The 16025-nt window shown below is 72.8% G+C and carries 14 protein-coding genes; 8 read left to right on the forward strand and 6 right to left on the reverse strand.

Annotated elements, in window-relative coordinates:
* Positions 1 to 3: 3 nt before the first annotated feature.
* From O7595_RS02830 to O7595_RS02840, 3 genes are all read right to left on the reverse strand, one after another.
* Positions 4 to 2274, reverse strand: coding sequence for an AfsR/SARP family transcriptional regulator (locus tag O7595_RS02830; protein ID WP_269727129.1), 2271 nt, complete (start codon positions 2272 to 2274; stop codon positions 4 to 6).
* A gap of 14 nt (positions 2275 to 2288) precedes the next feature.
* On the reverse strand, positions 2289 to 2621 hold the full coding sequence (locus tag O7595_RS02835; RefSeq protein ID WP_269727130.1) for a hypothetical protein: 333 nt from the start codon (positions 2619 to 2621) through the stop codon (positions 2289 to 2291).
* A 365-nt stretch (positions 2622 to 2986) separates the two neighbouring features.
* Positions 2987 to 3463: a MarR family winged helix-turn-helix transcriptional regulator gene (locus O7595_RS02840; RefSeq protein WP_269727131.1), complete on the reverse strand. Its 477-nt coding sequence runs from the start codon at positions 3461 to 3463 to the stop codon at positions 2987 to 2989.
* A 285-nt stretch (positions 3464 to 3748) separates the two neighbouring features.
* Here O7595_RS02840 and O7595_RS02845 point away from each other — a divergent pair, with 285 nt between their 5' ends.
* The 4 genes from O7595_RS02845 (at position 3749) to O7595_RS02860 (ending at position 8656) form a co-directional block, all read left to right on the forward strand.
* On the forward strand, positions 3749 to 4267 hold the full coding sequence (locus O7595_RS02845) for a (2Fe-2S)-binding protein (protein ID WP_269727132.1): 519 nt from the start codon (positions 3749 to 3751) through the stop codon (positions 4265 to 4267).
* A gap of 2 nt (positions 4268 to 4269) precedes the next feature.
* Positions 4270 to 5259 (forward strand): FAD binding domain-containing protein, encoded by a 990-nt coding sequence (locus O7595_RS02850; RefSeq protein WP_269732344.1) that lies wholly within the window; start codon positions 4270 to 4272, stop codon positions 5257 to 5259.
* A complete protein-coding gene (locus O7595_RS02855; protein WP_269727133.1) occupies positions 5256 to 7463 on the forward strand; it encodes a xanthine dehydrogenase family protein molybdopterin-binding subunit in 2208 nt (735 codons plus the stop codon). Before O7595_RS02850 ends, O7595_RS02855 begins: the two co-directional genes overlap by 4 nt.
* A 191-nt stretch (positions 7464 to 7654) precedes the next feature.
* Positions 7655 to 8656, forward strand: a complete 1002-nt coding sequence (locus O7595_RS02860) for a helix-turn-helix domain-containing protein (RefSeq protein WP_269727134.1) — start codon at positions 7655 to 7657, stop codon at positions 8654 to 8656.
* A gap of 322 nt (positions 8657 to 8978) precedes the next feature.
* Here O7595_RS02860 and O7595_RS02865 read toward each other — a convergent pair whose 3' ends face one another.
* On the reverse strand, positions 8979 to 9647 hold the full coding sequence (locus tag O7595_RS02865; protein WP_269727135.1) for a hypothetical protein: 669 nt from the start codon (positions 9645 to 9647) through the stop codon (positions 8979 to 8981).
* A 424-nt stretch (positions 9648 to 10071) separates the two neighbouring features.
* Here O7595_RS02865 and O7595_RS02870 point away from each other — a divergent pair, with 424 nt between their 5' ends.
* Positions 10072 to 12015 carry a DEDDh family exonuclease gene (locus tag O7595_RS02870; RefSeq protein ID WP_269727136.1) on the forward strand — a complete coding sequence of 648 codons (1944 nt, stop codon included), beginning with the start codon at positions 10072 to 10074 and terminating at the stop codon, positions 12013 to 12015.
* 371 nt (positions 12016 to 12386) lie between these two features.
* Here the strand turns inward: O7595_RS02870 and O7595_RS02875 are convergent, their stop codons facing one another.
* Positions 12387 to 13628, reverse strand: a complete 1242-nt coding sequence (locus tag O7595_RS02875) for an IS4 family transposase (protein WP_269727137.1) — start codon at positions 13626 to 13628, stop codon at positions 12387 to 12389.
* Positions 13629 to 13773: 145 nt separating this feature from the next.
* On the opposite strand from O7595_RS02875, the gene O7595_RS02880 reads away from it, so the two are divergent.
* Positions 13774 to 14448 carry a YoaK family protein gene (locus O7595_RS02880; protein WP_269727138.1) on the forward strand — a complete coding sequence of 225 codons (675 nt, stop codon included), beginning with the start codon at positions 13774 to 13776 and terminating at the stop codon, positions 14446 to 14448.
* 84 nt (positions 14449 to 14532) lie between these two features.
* On the opposite strand, the gene O7595_RS02885 is transcribed toward O7595_RS02880, so the two are convergent.
* Positions 14533 to 14808, reverse strand: a complete 276-nt coding sequence (locus O7595_RS02885; RefSeq protein ID WP_269727139.1) for a WhiB family transcriptional regulator — start codon at positions 14806 to 14808, stop codon at positions 14533 to 14535.
* A 361-nt stretch (positions 14809 to 15169) separates the two neighbouring features.
* On the opposite strand from O7595_RS02885, the gene O7595_RS02890 reads away from it, so the two are divergent.
* Both O7595_RS02890 and O7595_RS02895 read left to right on the forward strand, forming a co-directional pair.
* A complete protein-coding gene (locus O7595_RS02890) occupies positions 15170 to 15469 on the forward strand; it encodes a hypothetical protein (protein ID WP_269727140.1) in 300 nt (99 codons plus the stop codon).
* A complete protein-coding gene (locus O7595_RS02895) occupies positions 15459 to 15989 on the forward strand; it encodes a hypothetical protein (protein WP_269727141.1) in 531 nt (176 codons plus the stop codon). The genes O7595_RS02890 and O7595_RS02895 overlap by 11 nt, the downstream gene beginning before the upstream one ends.
* Positions 15990 to 16025 lie beyond the last annotated feature (36 nt).

A 16025-nucleotide genomic window follows, 5' to 3' on the forward strand; every position in this document is an offset into this window, starting at 1 on the left:
GGGTCACACCTTCTGTGTGGGACGGACGGACGGCGAGTCGTTGCCGCGCGCGTAGAGGCGCAGGAGGTCGTGCATGCGGTACGGGCCGGGCGGCCCCTCTTCGAGCAGTCCGGCGTCCGCCAGCCCTTCGAGAAGGTCCTCGGTCTCGCGAAGGGGCAGACCGAGCAGGGCGGCGCCGTCGCAGGCGTGGAGTCCGCCGGTCGTGTGCGCGCCGATGCGGAGGAAGGCGCGGGCGGCCTCCGCGTCGAGCCGGCCGAGCGCAGCGTCGAGCACCTGACGGAGGGACATGTGCGGCGAGCCGGGCAGGGAGAGCCGGGCCAGCGGGTCTCCGGACAGCCACTCCGCGCAGTCGGCGAGCCGCAGCGCCGGGCGGGTGAGCAGACGTGCCGTGACGATCCTGAGGGCGAGCGGATGGTGGCAGCAGGCGTCGGCCAGGGCGCGGGCGGCATCTGGTTCCGCGCCCACCCGTTCACCGCCGAGCGCGGCCCTCAGCAGATCGTACGATTCGTCCTCCGCGAGCGGGCCGAGGCGCTGGACCCAGCCGCCGTGCGCGGCGATCAGCCCGGCGAGTCCTCTTCTGCTGGTGACGAGGGCGGCGGCGTCGGGGCGCGTGTGCAGCAGGGGCAGCACCTGGTCGCCGTCGAGCACGTCGTCGAGGACCAGCAGGATCCGGCCACGGGCGTGCGGCTCTCCGACGGCGGCCGTGACCTCCGCCGTGACCTCGCGTGCGGTGAGCGGCACGCCGTCGGGGCGGACCATGCGAACGAGGTACCGCCCGCCGGGAAACCGGTTCTCCGCGAGGTGGGCCACCCGCCGGGCGAGTGCGGTCTTCCCGATCCCGGGCGCCCCGGACACCACGACGGTCGCCGCCTCGTGTCCCTCCCGCCCGGTGAGGCGCCCGCTGAGGGCCGCGGTCTCGGAGGCCCGGCCCGTGAACGCCGGAACGGGTGGTACGGGCTCGACGACCGGCGCGCCCTCCCCGCGCAGGGCGTGGGACGCACTCCGGGGGGACGACAGCGGAAGCGGCCCGGTGTCCCCGTCTCCCGGCACCGGACGCCTCGCGGCCGACGTACCGGGGAGGACGGACGCCGCGCCGTGCGCGGGCGTCCCCACCGGCCCGCGCGCCGGAGCCGCCGACCGGGCGACGGGCACCGCGCCGGCGGCGGCGTTCCCGTCTCCGGCAGCGGGCAGGGGAACGTCGGCGGCTCCGTCGGCCGCCGGCGCGGGAAGCGCCCGCGCGGTCGCCGACGGGCCGGACTCACCGCCGTCGCCCGGAGCGCCGCCGGGCCGTCCCGGGGGCGGTACTGCGTCGGGGCGAGGCATCACCGGAGCAGTACGCCGCGAGACGTGTCCCGGAGCGTCCGCGCCGTCCGTCACCGGAGCGGCGCCGGACACCGCGCCCTGGCCCGGCTCCGCCTGCAGGGGCACGACCGGCGCCGCGGACGGAGGGGGTGGCGCGGCCCGCCGCCCGGCCGCCACCGGAAGCGGGAGCCGCGACGGGACCACCGCCGTGAGAGCCGGAACGGCGCGCCCGAGGTCGTCGCCGCGCAGGATGGCCAGTTCCAGTTCCTGCAGCGCCGGTGACGGGTCGACGCCCAGTTCGGACCGGAGATACGCCTTCACCCTCCGGTACTCCGCCAGCGCCTCCGTCTGCCGGCCGCTCCGGTACAGCGCCTCGATCAGCTGCTCGCGGAAGCGCTCGTGGCCCGGATGGGCGCGCGTGACACCCCACAGGGCGACCAGTGCCTCACCGCAGCGTCCCAGGGCGAGTTGCAGGTCGCAGACCTTCTCGACGCTTCGCAGTCGCTCCTCCGCGAGCCTCGGAACCTCGTCCCGACGCAGCACGTCCGAGCGCACGTTCGCGAGCAGCGGCCCCTGCCACAGCGACAGCGCCTCCTCCAGGGTGTGCAGTTCCCTCCCCGGGTCGTGGGCGTACGCGGCGGCCAGACGCACCCCCTCCCGGAAGCCGATCAGGTCGAGGGATTCCGGCCCCGCACAGATGCGGTAGCCGCCGGGTACGGCCTCGATCGGAGCGCCGGTGACACCGTGCTTCACGAACAGCCGCCGCAGCCGCAGTACACACGTCTGCAGTGCCGCTCTGGCCGTAGCGGGCTGCTCCTCGCCCCACATGGTGCGCTGGAGGTACTCGACCGAGACGACGGTGTTGGCGTGCAGGAGCAGGGAGGCGAGGAGGATGGTCGGTTTGGAGGGCGGGAGGACGACGGTGTCGGAACCGTCGGTGATGCTCAGCGGTCCGAGCAGCTGAAACCGCATCGCGGCACGCCCGCCTAGTCCCAGCCGTTGACGTGCTTGCAGAAGGCGAGCGCTTCCTCCGGTACGGCACCGTGGCGGGCCGCGTGCTCGAGGTGGCGGCAGAGGATCTCGGCCGCCGCACGTTCCGCGGGGGTGAGGCCTTCCGGCGGATGCGCGAGCCCGGTACCGCTCCGGACGGCGGCGGTGGGACCGGTGGCGGCGGTCGTGTTGGTGACGGGGACGCCCGATGTGGCGGCGGGGACCGGGACGGCTGCGGCGGCACCGGCGGTCATGACGAGTGAGACGGCCGCGAGTCCGGCGACGAGGCCGGCCCGTGTGGTCAGGAGGGGTCTCTTCGCAAGTGACATCAGGTACACGTGTGCTCCCTGTTGTGGCTTACGGGTGGGGGATGTTCGCCACGTGCGACCCTGCCAGGGCGCGGGCACTTACAACGGACGGAAGCCTGTCAGCTTGATGCAGCTGGCACGACAGCTTTGTGTCAACGCAGCAGGACGCGCGTAGTCGCGGGAGGGCTCGACCAACTCGGCTCCCGGCGCCGCGCGTTCGGCGGTCCATGGACGGGTCGGCGGGCCCGGAGGGCCGCATGGCCGGATCCGGCGGACCGACCGCCCCGAGCACGCCCGGCCCCGCGGGACGGGCACGCCGGCGCACCGGCGGCGAGCCCACCGCCGCGAGGACGACGGCGCCTGGGCCGACGGGCCGGCGCCGACGGCTACTGCTCGGTGCAGACTTCGTCGCTCCGCGTCGTGCGTACCCGGGCCAGCAGATCGCGGAGCGACGCGACCTCCTCGGGAGTGAGGTCGGCGAACAGCCCCTGCTCGACCTCGGCCACCGCCTCCTGGGCCCTGACCAGTTGACGACGGCCGGCCTCGGTGATCGCCACGATGTGCCGGCGGCGGTCGGAGGGGTCGCGGCGGCGCTCCACGAGCCCGGCGGACTCCAGATCGTTCAGGATCGCGACCATCACGCTGGGGTCCACCGAGAGTGCCGCCGCCAGGGCCTGCTGACTCATGAACCCCGACTTGCCCAGGAGCATCAGCGTCGTGCCCTGGCGCGCCGCCAGTCCGCACGACTCGAAGGCGTGGTGGACGCGACTGTTCGCGATGGCGCCGTTCCGGGCCAGCAGGAATCCCAGCCGGTCCAGAGGATCACTCTCGGTCACATCCGCCATGGGTTCGTCCACTGCCATGACCCCATCCTATCAGCGAGATAACCATCACATAGGCAAAATCGTTGATTGACTTCCATTATTATAGTCGCTCCATCACCGACTCGGCCGCGCCGTGCGCGCGGCAAGAGCACGGCACCGCGCCCTCGCGCACGGGCCGCCGCGCGGTCGATGACGAACAGGACAGAAGGCAACTTATGTGGCATGGGGGATGCACCGGGAATAGCATCGGCCCATACGGCAATGTCAGGGGCTCCTCGTTCTCCGGACCAGGGGGCCGATGTCATGCCCCGGAATCGAGGTGCCATGACTCAGCTCGACGCCGCGGGGACCTCTTCCACCGGTGCGGTTCCCGAAGTTCCCCAGGTCGAGATCACCCTCACCGTCAATGACACGGAACACCGCCTGCGGTTGGACAGCCGTGTCACCCTGCTCGACGCGCTGCGCGACCACCTGGGACTGACGGGTGCGAAGAAGGGATGCGACCAGGGGGCTTGCGGGGCCTGCACGGTGCTGGCCGACGGGAAGCGGGTGGTGGCGTGCCTGGCGCTGGCCGCCCAGTACGAGGGACGCCGGGTCACCACGATCGAGGGGCTCGCCCCGAACGGTGAACTGCACCCGATGCAGGCGGCGTTCGCCCGGCACGACGCCTTCCAGTGCGGCTACTGCACTCCGGGCCAGATCATGTCGGCGGTCTCGCTCGCCGCCGAGGGCCGCGCGGGCACCGAGGAGGACATCCGGGAGTTCATGAGCGGCAACATCTGCCGCTGCGGCGCGTACCCCAACATCCGCGCGGCGATCCGCGACGCGCTGGCGGAGGGATGACGATGCGTCCCTTCGAGTACGTACGCGCGACCGACTCCGACCAGGCCGTGGCCGTGGTCACCGAGGACCCGAGCGCCTCCTATCTGGCGGGCGGGACAACGCAGTTGGACCTGATGAAGGACGGCGTGCTGGATCCGGACCGGCTCGTCGACATCACCCGCCTGCCGCTCGGCGGCATCTCCCACGCGGACTCCACGATCAGCGTCGGGGCGCTGACGACCATGGAGGAACTGGCCGCCGACGCCGTGGTGCGGGAGCGGCTGCCCTTCGTACGGGAGGCCCTCCTGCTCGGGGCCTCCACGCAGCTGCGCAACATGGCCACCATCGGCGGGAACCTTCTGCAGCGCGCCCGGTGCCGGTACTTCAGGGACCCCACCGTGGCCGCCTGCAACAAGCGCAGTCCGGGATCCGGGTGCGCCGCGATCGCCGGTGTCCAGCGGATGCACGCCGTACTCGGCACCAGCGACCACTGCATCGCCCTGCACGCCTCGGACGTGGCCGTGCCGCTGACGGCGCTCGACGCCCTCGTCCACGTCCGGGGTGCGGAAGGCGCCCGTAGCGTACCCCTGACGCAGTTCTATCTGCCGCCCGGCGACACCCCGCACATCGAGAACGTACTGAGGCACGGGGAGCTGATCACCGCGGTCGAGATCCCGCTGCTCCCCGCTGCGGCGCGGTCCCACTACCTCAAGGTCCGGGACCGGGTGTCGTACGAGTTCGCGCTCACCTCGGCGGGAGTGGCGCTGGTCGTGGAGGACGGCGTCATCCGGGAGGCGCGCGTGGCGCTCGGCGGCGTCGGCACCGTTCCCTGGCGGGCGTGGGACGCCGAGGACGTGCTGCACGACGCACCCGCCGACTCCGGCACCTTCCTGGCCGCAGCCCGGGCGGCCCTCGGCGGCGCCCGCCCGCTGCCCGGCACCGCGTTCAAGGTCGAGTTGGCCCAGCGCACGCTCATCCGCACCCTCGAGACAGTGGCAGGAGCCGAGTCATGACCACCCTCGAAGCCGCCAGGGCCGTGGGCCCGGGCCTGGACCGGGTCGACGCGCCCATGAAGGTCACCGGCAAGGCCCACTACCCCAACGACTTCGGCTACCCGGGTCTCGTCCACGCCGCTCTGGTGCACAGCACCGTCGCCGCCGGACGCATACGCGGGATCGGCACCTCCGCGGCGGAGACAGCGGCCGGTGTCCAGGCCGTCATCACCCATCTGACCGCCCCCAGGCTGGAGCCCGGGCCGATGACGCTCCTCGGCTCGTCCCCGCCCACCCCGCTCCAGGACGACCGCGTCCTCCACCACGGACAGCACATCGCGATCGTGGTCGCCGCCGGCCCGGAACAGGCCCGGCACGCAGCGTCGCTGGTGCACGTCGACTACGAGCGGACCGAGCCGCTGCTCGACGTCCACGACCCGCGTGCGCCGGTCGTCGAGAACCCCTGGGGACTCGACTCCGACCGGGGCGACGTCGACGCCGGGTTCGCCGCCGCGGACGTCGTCGTCGGGGGCACCTTCACCACCCCGGACAACACCAACAACCCACTGGGCCTGATGTCGACCGTCGCCGCCTGGAACGGCGACTCCCTCACCGTCCACGACTCCACCCAGTGGCCCCACAACGTCCGGGCCACGCTCGCCGCGGTCTTCAAGGTCCCCGAGAGCGGGATCCGGGTCCTCGCCCCCTACGTCGGCGGCGGTTTCGGGGCCGGACTCCGCGTGTGGCCCCATGTGATCCTCACCGTGCTCGCCGCGCGCGTGGTCGGCAAGCCGGTGAAGCTCGTGCTGACCCGGCCCGAGATGTTCACCTCCGTCGGCCACCGGCCCGACAGCGTCCAGCAGATCAGGATCGGCGCGACCCGCACGGGCGACCTGATCGCCATCGCCCACGAGGGCGTCTCCTCGGTCGCCATGGAGGACGACGACTACGAGCCCGTGTCCGCCTGCTCGGCCGTCTCGTACGCCTGCCCCAACGTCAGGACGCAGGACCGGCAGGTACGGCTGAACATCCCCTGCCCCGGCTCCATGCGGGCTCCCGCGGAGGGACAGGGCAACTTCGCCCTCGAGTCGGCCCTCGACGAGCTCGCCCACGAACTCGGCATGGATCCGGTGGAGTTGCGTCTGCGCAACTACTGCGAAGAGCATCCGCTGCTCGGGCTGCCCTGGTCCAGCAAGGCCCTGCGGGACTGCTATCTGCAGGGGGCCGAGCGGTTCGGCTGGTCGCGGCGCGACGCGCGGCCGGGCTCCATGCGGGACGGCCGGTGGCTGGTCGGCTACGGGATGGCCGGCGTCTCCTACCCGCACTACCAGGTGCCGTGCCAGGCCCGGGCGTCCGTCCACCGCGACGGGTCCGCCGATGTGCGCAGCGCCGCGACCGACATCGGTACCGGCACGTACACGGTCATGACGCAGCTCTCCGCCGAGCTGCTGGGCCTGGACGTCTCGCGGGTGCACTTCGACCTCGGCGACTCCGACCTGCCCTACGCCCCGCAGGCGGGCGGCTCCGGGCTCACGAGCGGCCTCGGCAACGCCGTCGGCGCCGCCTGCCGGAACCTCGTGCGGGAGTTCCTGGACGTGGTGAAGGACGACGCCGACTCACCGCTGCGCGGTGCGGCGCCGGAAGAGGTGTCGGTCGCCGGCGGGCGCATCCACCGAACGGGAGCCCCGGACCGGGGCGAGTCGTACACCGACGTCCTGGCCCGCCACGGACTGGAGGAACTGAGCGCCGACGGCAGGAGCACACCTCCCCGGCCCGACGGGGGAGGCATGGCGACAGCCGGAGCCTTCGGCGCGAAGTTCGTCGAGGTGCGCGTCGACCCCGACCTGGGGCTGCTGCGGGTGGCGCGGGTGGTCTCGGCCATCGACGGCGGGCGCATCCTCAACGAGAAGACCGCCACGAGCCAGATCGTCGGAGGCACGGTCGGCGGCATCGGTCAGGCGATGTTCGAGGAGACCGCCACCGACCCGGGAACCGGGCGCATCGCCAACGCCACGTTCGGCGACTACCTGGTGGCCGTCAACGCCGATGTCCCCGACATGGAGGTGATCTTCGTCGGCGGTCCCGACCCGGCGACGCCCATCGGCACCAAGGGAATCGGCGAGGTCGGGCTGGTCGGTGTCGCCGCGGCCGTCGCCAACGCCGTCCACCACGCGACCGGGCGCCGCATCCGCTCCCTGCCGATCACCATCGACCAGCTGCTCTGAGCGGGTCTCCTGATCCGGAACACGCGCGGCCGTGCCATCCTCGTCCCGGCACAGTCCGTCCGCTTCCGTGCAGGGGGACCCGGCGGCGGGACGGTGCGAGCGGAACGGGACGCCGGTCCGCGGTGTCGAAGTGTGCGGGGGCAGTGGCAGTGTGACGCCGGCACGACCGGCAGGGGCTGGGGAGGAACAACATGCTGGAGGCGGTGGGACTGTCGGCCGCGGAGACCGACGTGTACCGCGCACTGGTCGCCGCCGTCGCGGCGTCGGCCGACGAGGTGTCCACGACGACGGGCCTCGACGCCGGGACCGCCGGGCGGCTGCTCGTCGCGCTGGAGCACAAGGGCCTGGCCCGCGGGGTGGAGGGGGTTCCGGGGCGGTTCGCCGCCAACCCGCCCGACCTCGCCCTGCGCCCCAGGATCGAGCGCCACGCCGACGACCTGGACAAGGCGCGTGCCGCGGTGTCCGAACTCATGGAGGCCTACCGGCGCAACGCCTGGATCCGCGACGCGAGCGACGTGGTCGAGCTCATCACCGGGGCCGGGGGGCTGCGCCAGCGGCTGCGGCAGGTCCAGGACAGCGCCCGCGAGGAGCTGCTGTGGTTCTGCAGGGCCCAGTACGTGGCCATGCCGTCCGGCACGAACCGGGCCGAGTTCGCCGCCCTGGCGCGCGGCGTCGGCTACCGGGTCCTGTACGAGCAGGCGTTCTTCGACGACTCCGGGTCCGTTGACAACGTAGTCAGGGCGGTGCGTGCGGGCGAAGCGGCGCGCGCCGTACCGGCGTTGCCACTGCGGATGGCGATCGCCGACCGGTCTGTGGCCATCTGCCCGCTGGCACCGGCCGGTCCGGCGGGCGACCCGCGCGTGGTGACGGCGGCCGTCGTCCGCGGCAGCAGCCTGGTCGAGGCCCTCGTCGCGCTGTTCGAGCGGTACTGGGAGATCGGGGCCCCGCTGCGGGTGACCGCGGAGGGGCAGATCGGCGGGCCGGGCCTGGAGGCCGAAGCCGACGCGCTGACGGCCGCCGACCAGCATCTGCTGTCCCTGATGGTCGCCGGCATCACCGACGAGTCGATCGCCGGGCAGCTGGGCATCAGCAGACGCACCGTGCAGCGCCGCATCCAGCACATGATGAACATCGCCGGGGTGGCGACCCGGATGCAGCTCGGCTGGCAGGCCGCGCGCCGCAACTGGATCTGAGCGGCGGGGACGTCGGTGGTGCGGCCGGCTGACCTTGCCGGCCGCACCACCCCGGACCGTGCCGTGATGGCCCACCCCCACGGAAGGCGATCACGTCATTCGCACCGCCCGGATCCCGGGGCCGCCACGGGCCGGACGGGCCGGACGCCTCCCCGCACCGCACCAGGGCGGGCAGGCGGTCACCAGGCCGCGTCCGGGCCCCGTGGTCAGCCCCGGTGCAGGTAGGCCCGCGTCACGGTCTGCCGCACGCTGTTGCCCGCGGCGTCCCGGGCGCCGACCCGCAGTGTCACGTACGCGTCGCCGCGCACGCCGGAGGGGCGCTTCACACCTGCCTCGAAGGCGTTGGCCCCCCGGTCGCGCAGGGGGCCCTGCTCCAGGTGCGGCCGTCGTCGTACGACGCCTCGACCTGCATGACCACGCCCTTCGGTGCGGCGAGCCCGTCCTGCGCCCGGACCGCGAGCCGGACGGTGTGGGTACGGCCCGGCCCGACCTCGTTGCGCACGTCCACCGGGACGGTGTAGTCGAGCTGGAGCAGCGGGAGCGGCTTCGCCTCGCCGGCCGCCGCGGACCGGAAGGACCAGGACGTGTCGGTCGCGGTGCCGTAGGTCCACTCGCCCGAGGCCCGGGTGGTCGACAGGTCCAGCCGGTAGTCGGCCGCCTCGGCGGGCACCTCGAAGTCCGTCCAGGAACTCCCCGCCCCGGCGATCTCCTTGCCGTCGCGGAACAGGACCGCCTTGGCCGTGTCGCCCTGCCGGGCCGCGCCGGCGCCCGGCTTCCTGACGCCGGGACCGCCCTCGGAGTAGCCCTCGATCCTCGGCGACCAGTGGCCGGATCCCGAGTCGGTGAACTCCGGGATGCGCAGGGCGAGGACGTTGCCGTCACGGACGGAGGCGAGCCCGGCGCCGCGCGGGATCGACGGCCGGACGACCGCTCCCTGCCAGGTCTCCTTCAGCCGCTCACCGGCGCGGTAGGTGCGCGGTGCGCTGCGCATGCCGACGGTCAGTTCGCGGTCCTGACCGAAGGTCTCGTGGTGGACCTTGTGCCCCCAGGCCGTGTCGCCGGCCGGAGACGTACTCGGTGCGCTCGAAGCCGGTCGGCACCTACCGGGAGCCGCCCGGCGCCGGGCTCCACGGAAGCGCTGCGTCTGCCCGCGGCGTCCGTGGTCACGGTCACCCGGTCACCGGTGATCAGGCGCCCCGCCCTCGCCGCCGGGACCGCGCACTTCCTCCTGGCGGCCTCCGCGTCGGCCCGGCTCCGTACAGCGACGGGGAGGACGTGGATCGGCTGCTGACGGGGCTGGAGGAGTTCCTGCACTCCTGAGGAGGAACACCGGCCGGAGGGGAGTCGGGGAACGAATCCGGACGATGCATCATACGGGTTGCAAGGCCGGGCATTGACGCATCATCCTTACCGCCATGTCGCTCGCCTCGCCTGCTTTCAAGCCGGCCGACCTGCCCGGATTCGCCTTCGATTGGGCTCTGGTGGACGTGGAGACCTCCGGGCTCGTTCCCCGGAACGACCGGGTGCTCTCCGTGGCCGTGGTGACCCTGGGGCCGGACGGTGAGCAGACCGGTGAGTTCTCGACACTGCTCAACCCCGGCTGTGACCCCGGGCCCGTGCACATCCACGGGCTGACGGCCGAACGGCTGCGGGACGCCCCGACCTTCGACCAGGTGGCCGGACGCATCGGCGGCCTGCTGCAGGGCAGGGTCCTGGTCGCGCACAACGCCCAGTTCGACTACGACTTCCTGGCGCACGAGTTCGCCCGGGCCCGCATGCGGCTGCCCGTCGACCGACGGCTGTGCACACTGGCGCTGAACCGCCGGGTGGATCCCCCCACGGACGACCTGAAACTGGGCACCCTCGCCGCGCACTACGGCGTCCCGCAGACCCGGGCCCACGACGCCCTCGACGACACACGGGTACTCGCCGGAATCCTGCGCGCCTCCCTGCGGGAGGCGGCGCGGCTCGATCTGCCGCTGCCCCTGGTGGCCTGCCCACCGCGGCAGGATCCCCGGTTCGCCCCGAACCCGCCCAGGACACCGTGCGCCTTCCGCAACCCGGGTCGGCTCACGGGGAGCGGGCCGCTGGTGCAGGGGATGAAGGTCGCCGTCACAGGAGACACCCGGACCTCACGCGCGGAACTGGTCGGCCGGGCCGTCGCGGCCGGGCTGAACATGATGGCCTCCGTGAGCGGACACACGAGTGTCCTGGTCACCAACGACCCTTCGGCCCGGTCGGCCAAGGCCCGGCGGGCACGGGCCGAGGGCGTACCGCTCGTGGACGAACCGACGTTCCTGCGCCTCCTGGAGGACGTACGGCCCGGGACGCCGCACGGGGAGCCGGGGGACGCCGCACCCCCACCGGCCGACGCCCCGGCAACGACCGCCGGACCGGATCGCGCCCGAGTGGCGGTCTCCGCTCCCGGACGGGTTTCCGTTCCCTCACCGCGCACCTCCGGTCAGGACGACGCGACGTCCCCCGCGCCGTCGGTGTCCGAGGAGGCGACGGCCGAAGCGCCGCGTGCGCCACGGACGGTCCGGCGCGCCGGCGGCTCGCGCGGCCCCTTGTCCGGGCGGCGCGTGCTGGTGCTCGGCGGTACGCACCCCGAGGCGGTCGCGGCGCGGACCCGGATCGTCGAGCTCGGAGGGGCCGCGGCCGTCAATCTGTCGGCGAGCGTCACCGACGTCGTCCTCCTCGCCGGGAGCGACGCCGACCGGCGTATGCGCCGGGTCACCTCGCTGGCCTTCCCCACGCACCCCGCCGCCTGGCTCGACGCGCCGGACGTCCCGCGACGCCCCTCCGGCCGCCGTACGACGACGCATGTGCTCCCGCGTGGCGGCGTGATCGACATCCCGTCCCCCAGCGGTCCCGCGCAGACGCCGCGCTGGACCGTGACCGCCTCCTGGGCACAGCAGGCCGCCTGCGAGATCGACGTGGTCGCCTTCGTGGTGGACGAGGACGAACAGGTCTCCAACGACGAGGACTTCGTCTTCTACGGAGCCCCGGAGAACCCGGGCGGGACCGTGCGGCTGCACTGCGACGGCCCGACCGAACAGACCATCAGCATCGACCTCGCCGCGCTTCCCCCCTCCGCGAGAGGCGTCGTCCTCGCGGCCGCCATCGACGGCAGTCCCCGCTTCGGCCACGTCGGCGCGGTCCACATCAGCGCCGGCCCCGGCACCAGCGCGGCCCCCTTGGTCCACGCCACGCTCGATGCCGCGACCACCGAGCGCACCATGCTCCTCACCGAGGTCTACCGTCGCGGCCCCCTCTGGCGCCTCCGTACCGTCGGTCAGGGATACGACCACGGCCTGGCCGCGCTCGCCCGCGGCTACGGCGTCGACATCGCCGACTGAGCAGGGTCCCGTCGCCATCGCCGACTGGAACGGGACCTCCACCCCCGGCGCGCCGGAACGCGAGCGGTCTGTACGACGCCTCCGTCCAACGCTTCCGCGGCGGGCCGATATCGATGTCGCCTCCTCGGCCGCGCCGTCCGCCGCCCGCCCGATTCTCCCGGAAACTGCCCTTAGGCTCAATACCGGTGATTTAGGTTGTTTTCCGGCTGGTTGAAGTGGCTCTGGTTGGCTCGACCAGCCGGACCGTCGGGGTGTCTGGCCGTGGTGGGCCGTGGTGCTCGGCTCGTTTGAGGGCCCAGTTGGACATTTTGCGTTTGATCACGCGGGGGTTGGAGCGTAACCGCCGTGCGGGCAGCAGCCGTTCGGTGATCTCACGCAGGCTCTGGGCGGTGGACCAGGCCAGTCGCGAGGGGGGAAAGCGCCGCCTGCCCGGTCACGTGGCGGCGGACGACGCGAAGGGTGCGGGTGAAGGAGATCCGGTCGGGATCGTGCCCGGCCTTGAGAGCGGCCTGGTGCATCAGGTCGTGCAGCGCGTGATGGACCAGCAGGAACGCGAAGATCTCCTGTTCGACGCCGCGTGGGTACCGGGAACGCAGCACCATCCCCGGGACGCCCTGGTGGTTCTTGATCTCGTCCAGGGTGTTCTCGATCTCCCACCGCTGGGCATAGAGGGCGGCAAGCTCCTCGGCCGGTGCCTGGGCGGGGTCGAGGAGGGTGGTGATCAGCCGGTAGACGGTGCCGTCACCACCGCGTGGGCCGAGGGTGTACTCGATCACCCGCACCCGCTCGGGGTCCGCGCGCCGATAGTGGTCCCGCTTGGCAACGATCTCCGACAGGTAGGACCCGTCGGGGAGGGCTTCGAGGACCGGCAGCACCACGACGCTGCGGACCCTCCACAGTAGGTCCGCACCGCCCGCCTTCGCAGCACGCCACAGGTCGAGACCGCAAAAGCCCCGGTCGGCGAGCACCAGCATGCCCTTCGTCAGCACGGGAAACAGCCGCTGAGCCAGGACGCTCTCGTGGACCTTGAGCGGTCCGACCTCGGCCGCGAACACGGCATGAGTGCCGCACTCGGCCAGGGCCGCCACCCTCACCTGCGGATACGCACTGCGGCCCTGCCCGCGACTGGTACCGGGGCGCCCGAAGAACTGGGCATTCGCCGCGGTGTCCGGAACGTCGAAGACCGTGCCGTCCACCGCGACCAGCCGCCACCGCCGGTACCAGGCACCCTGCGTTCGCGCAACCGCCACCGGCCGGCACACCCGCGTGAACAGGGCCCGCAACGGCTCCGGACCAAGCCGCAGACGAGCCCGGCCGATCGCCGCCGTCGTGGGCACCCGCCAGGTCTTCACCCACCGGCCTTCGCGCTCCAGCCCCTGGACCAGAAGCCGGGCCACTTCTTCATAGCCCTGCCCGAAAAACAGACACATCGCCAGGACGAAGTAGACCACCACCCGTGCCGGCAGCAGCCGCGTCCGCTGTTCGACCCTGCCGCACTCGGCGACCACCTCGTCGACCAGTTCCGGCGGAAACGCCCGCGTCAGCACCCCCAACGCGATCCGATCCGAGAACCGATCAACCCCCGACGACTTCACCTGACCCGGTCTTGGCACAACCCACCCAACGACCAGAAACCACCAAAGTCACCGGTATTGCCCTTAGGCTGACCGTCGAGGTGGGCCGGAGCGGGGCGGGACTTCAGCCGATCCCGTTCGCCGCACCGCGCAGGCGCGTGCGCGTTTCCAGGGAGGTGCCCGGATGGAGACACCCGTGTCGTCGCCCGCGAAGCCGGAGGGTCCGCGGTCCCGGGCGCAGTTCCTGATGCTGACCCTGCTGACGGGGGCCCTGAACGCGATCAGCTTCCTGGCCCTCGGCGGGGTGTTCGTCAGCGTGATGACCGCCAACCTCGCCCTGGTCGGGATCGCGGTCGGTGGCTCCGACCCCGATCTGGCGCGGAACTCCCTCGTCGCGCTCGCCGGATACGTCACCGGGGTACTCCTCGGCGCCCGGTACCGCGAGCGTTGCGAACACCGGAACCGGACGGGCGTACGCGCGCTGCTCGGCGGCGAGTTGCTGCTGCTGTGCGGGGTCCTGGCGGGCTGGCTCGTGACCGACGGCAGTCCTCCCGCACACCTGCGCACCGTCCTCCTGGGGACCGCCGCCCTGGCGATGGGATGTCAGAGCGCGGCGGTCCGGGCCGCCGCGCCGCCGGGCGTCTCCACCACGTACATGACCGGGCTCCTCACCGCCGTGCTGACCGATGTCCTGGCGCGCCGCCGAACGGACTGGGGCAGGGCCGCCCTGCTCGCGGCGATCCCGGCCGGGGCCGCCCTCGGCACCCTCGTCGTCGGCACCGCGAGGACGGCGGCACCACTGCTGCCGGTCGTCCTGCTGGCGGCCGTGCTGGCCCTGTCGGGGGCGAACCCCGGCTGACTCGGCACAGGACGGTGTTCGAGGAACCGCCGGCAGCCCGGTACCGCCGCCCGCACCGTCCCGGGCCCGGGACGGTGCGGGCGATCACGAGGCGGAGTCGTGCTGCGCCCGCTGGCGCTGACGCGCCGTCCGGCGCTTGAGCGCGCGGCGCTCGTCCTCGCCGAGGCCGCCCCAGACCCCGGAGTCCTGGCCGTGGGCGATGGCCCACTCGAGGCACTGCTCCCGGACGGGACACCGTGCGCAGACGGCCTTGGCCTCGGCCACCTGCAGCAGGGCAGGCCCGGTGTTGCCGATGGGGAAGAACAGATCGGGGTCCTCGTCGCGGCAGGCCGCGTCGTGACGCCAGTTCTCGTGCTCCACTGGGAGCGCCTCCTCCGTTCGGGGATGTTCGTCCTTCCCCAGTCGGATCGCCGACGATCGGCGACTGAAACACCCGTGACGCGTGGATCCTCGGATCCGGCGGGCCGAAGGACGTCCGTGCGACGTCCCTGCACCGCGGGATCCGCCGGCGCCTCACGCCGCGGATCCGTCCTGCTCGTCGTGCCGCCGGGACCCGGCCGGCGAAGACCGCCTCCGCCCGGGTGAGTTCCGCTTCAAACGACGTGGCCCGTACCAGCCCGCCCGTCCGCCTCACCCGTTCGGTGGCGTTTGAGTGGCAGTCCGAACGGCCCGGGACTCTCATGGAACCGGACCTCAACGGCGTCCGGGGCGGAGGTGCCCGATGTACAGCATGTGCGCCGAGCGGATAACGGCCGAGGGCGGCACCACACTCCTGTGGCACGCCCTCGACCGCAACGGCGACGCCTTGTGCACCCGGCCGGTCAGCGGCACGGCGGTGTGGACACCGGACGCCGTGAACGGCCGCGACGAGTACTGCGGCGACTGCATGAACGCAGTCGCCATGGCCTTCCGGCCCGCCTCCCGCACCTCGTGCGAACGCGCCGCCGTCGGAGGAGGAGCCGCGGAACGGCACGCCGGTACCGATCCACCGGATCCGGAGCACCGCCCCCATGAGCGGTGACTCCCACCGGCGGGACCGCCCGCGGCCGGGGCTCGTCGCACGCTGGCGCGAGTCGGCGGATCAGCACCTGACGCCCACCAAGAGGTCGCTGATCGTGACGTGGCTCTCCTTCGGCGTCACCTGGGGCGCGGTCCGGCTCATCACGCACGGCATCCGCGACGGCTGGCTGCCCTGGGGCAACATCACCACCGCCGGCAGGCACTTCCACCACTACAACTTCGGGATCGGGACCCTGGCGGGCATCGGCCTCATCGCCGTGCGCGGCGACGAGCGCGCGGTGGGCCACCCGGCCGTCGCCGCCGCCTACGGCTCGGGAACGGCCCTGATCGCCGACGAGTTCGCCCTGCTCCTCGATCTGCAGGACGTGTACTGGACCGAACAGGGGCGCTTGAGCGTGGACGTCTCCCTCGGGATCCTCTCGGCGCTCGGGGCGTACCTGACGGCCGTACCGTTCTGGCACGAGTGCGCTCGCGTGACACGCCATCATCTGGTCTCCGCGGCCGTGCGCGAAGCGCGATAGGACTCCCGACGGGTGATCCGCTCCCGGCCGCCGGTC

This window comes from Streptomyces sp. WMMC940, from assembly GCF_027460265.1.
GTDB lineage: Bacteria > Actinomycetota > Actinomycetes > Streptomycetales > Streptomycetaceae > Streptomyces.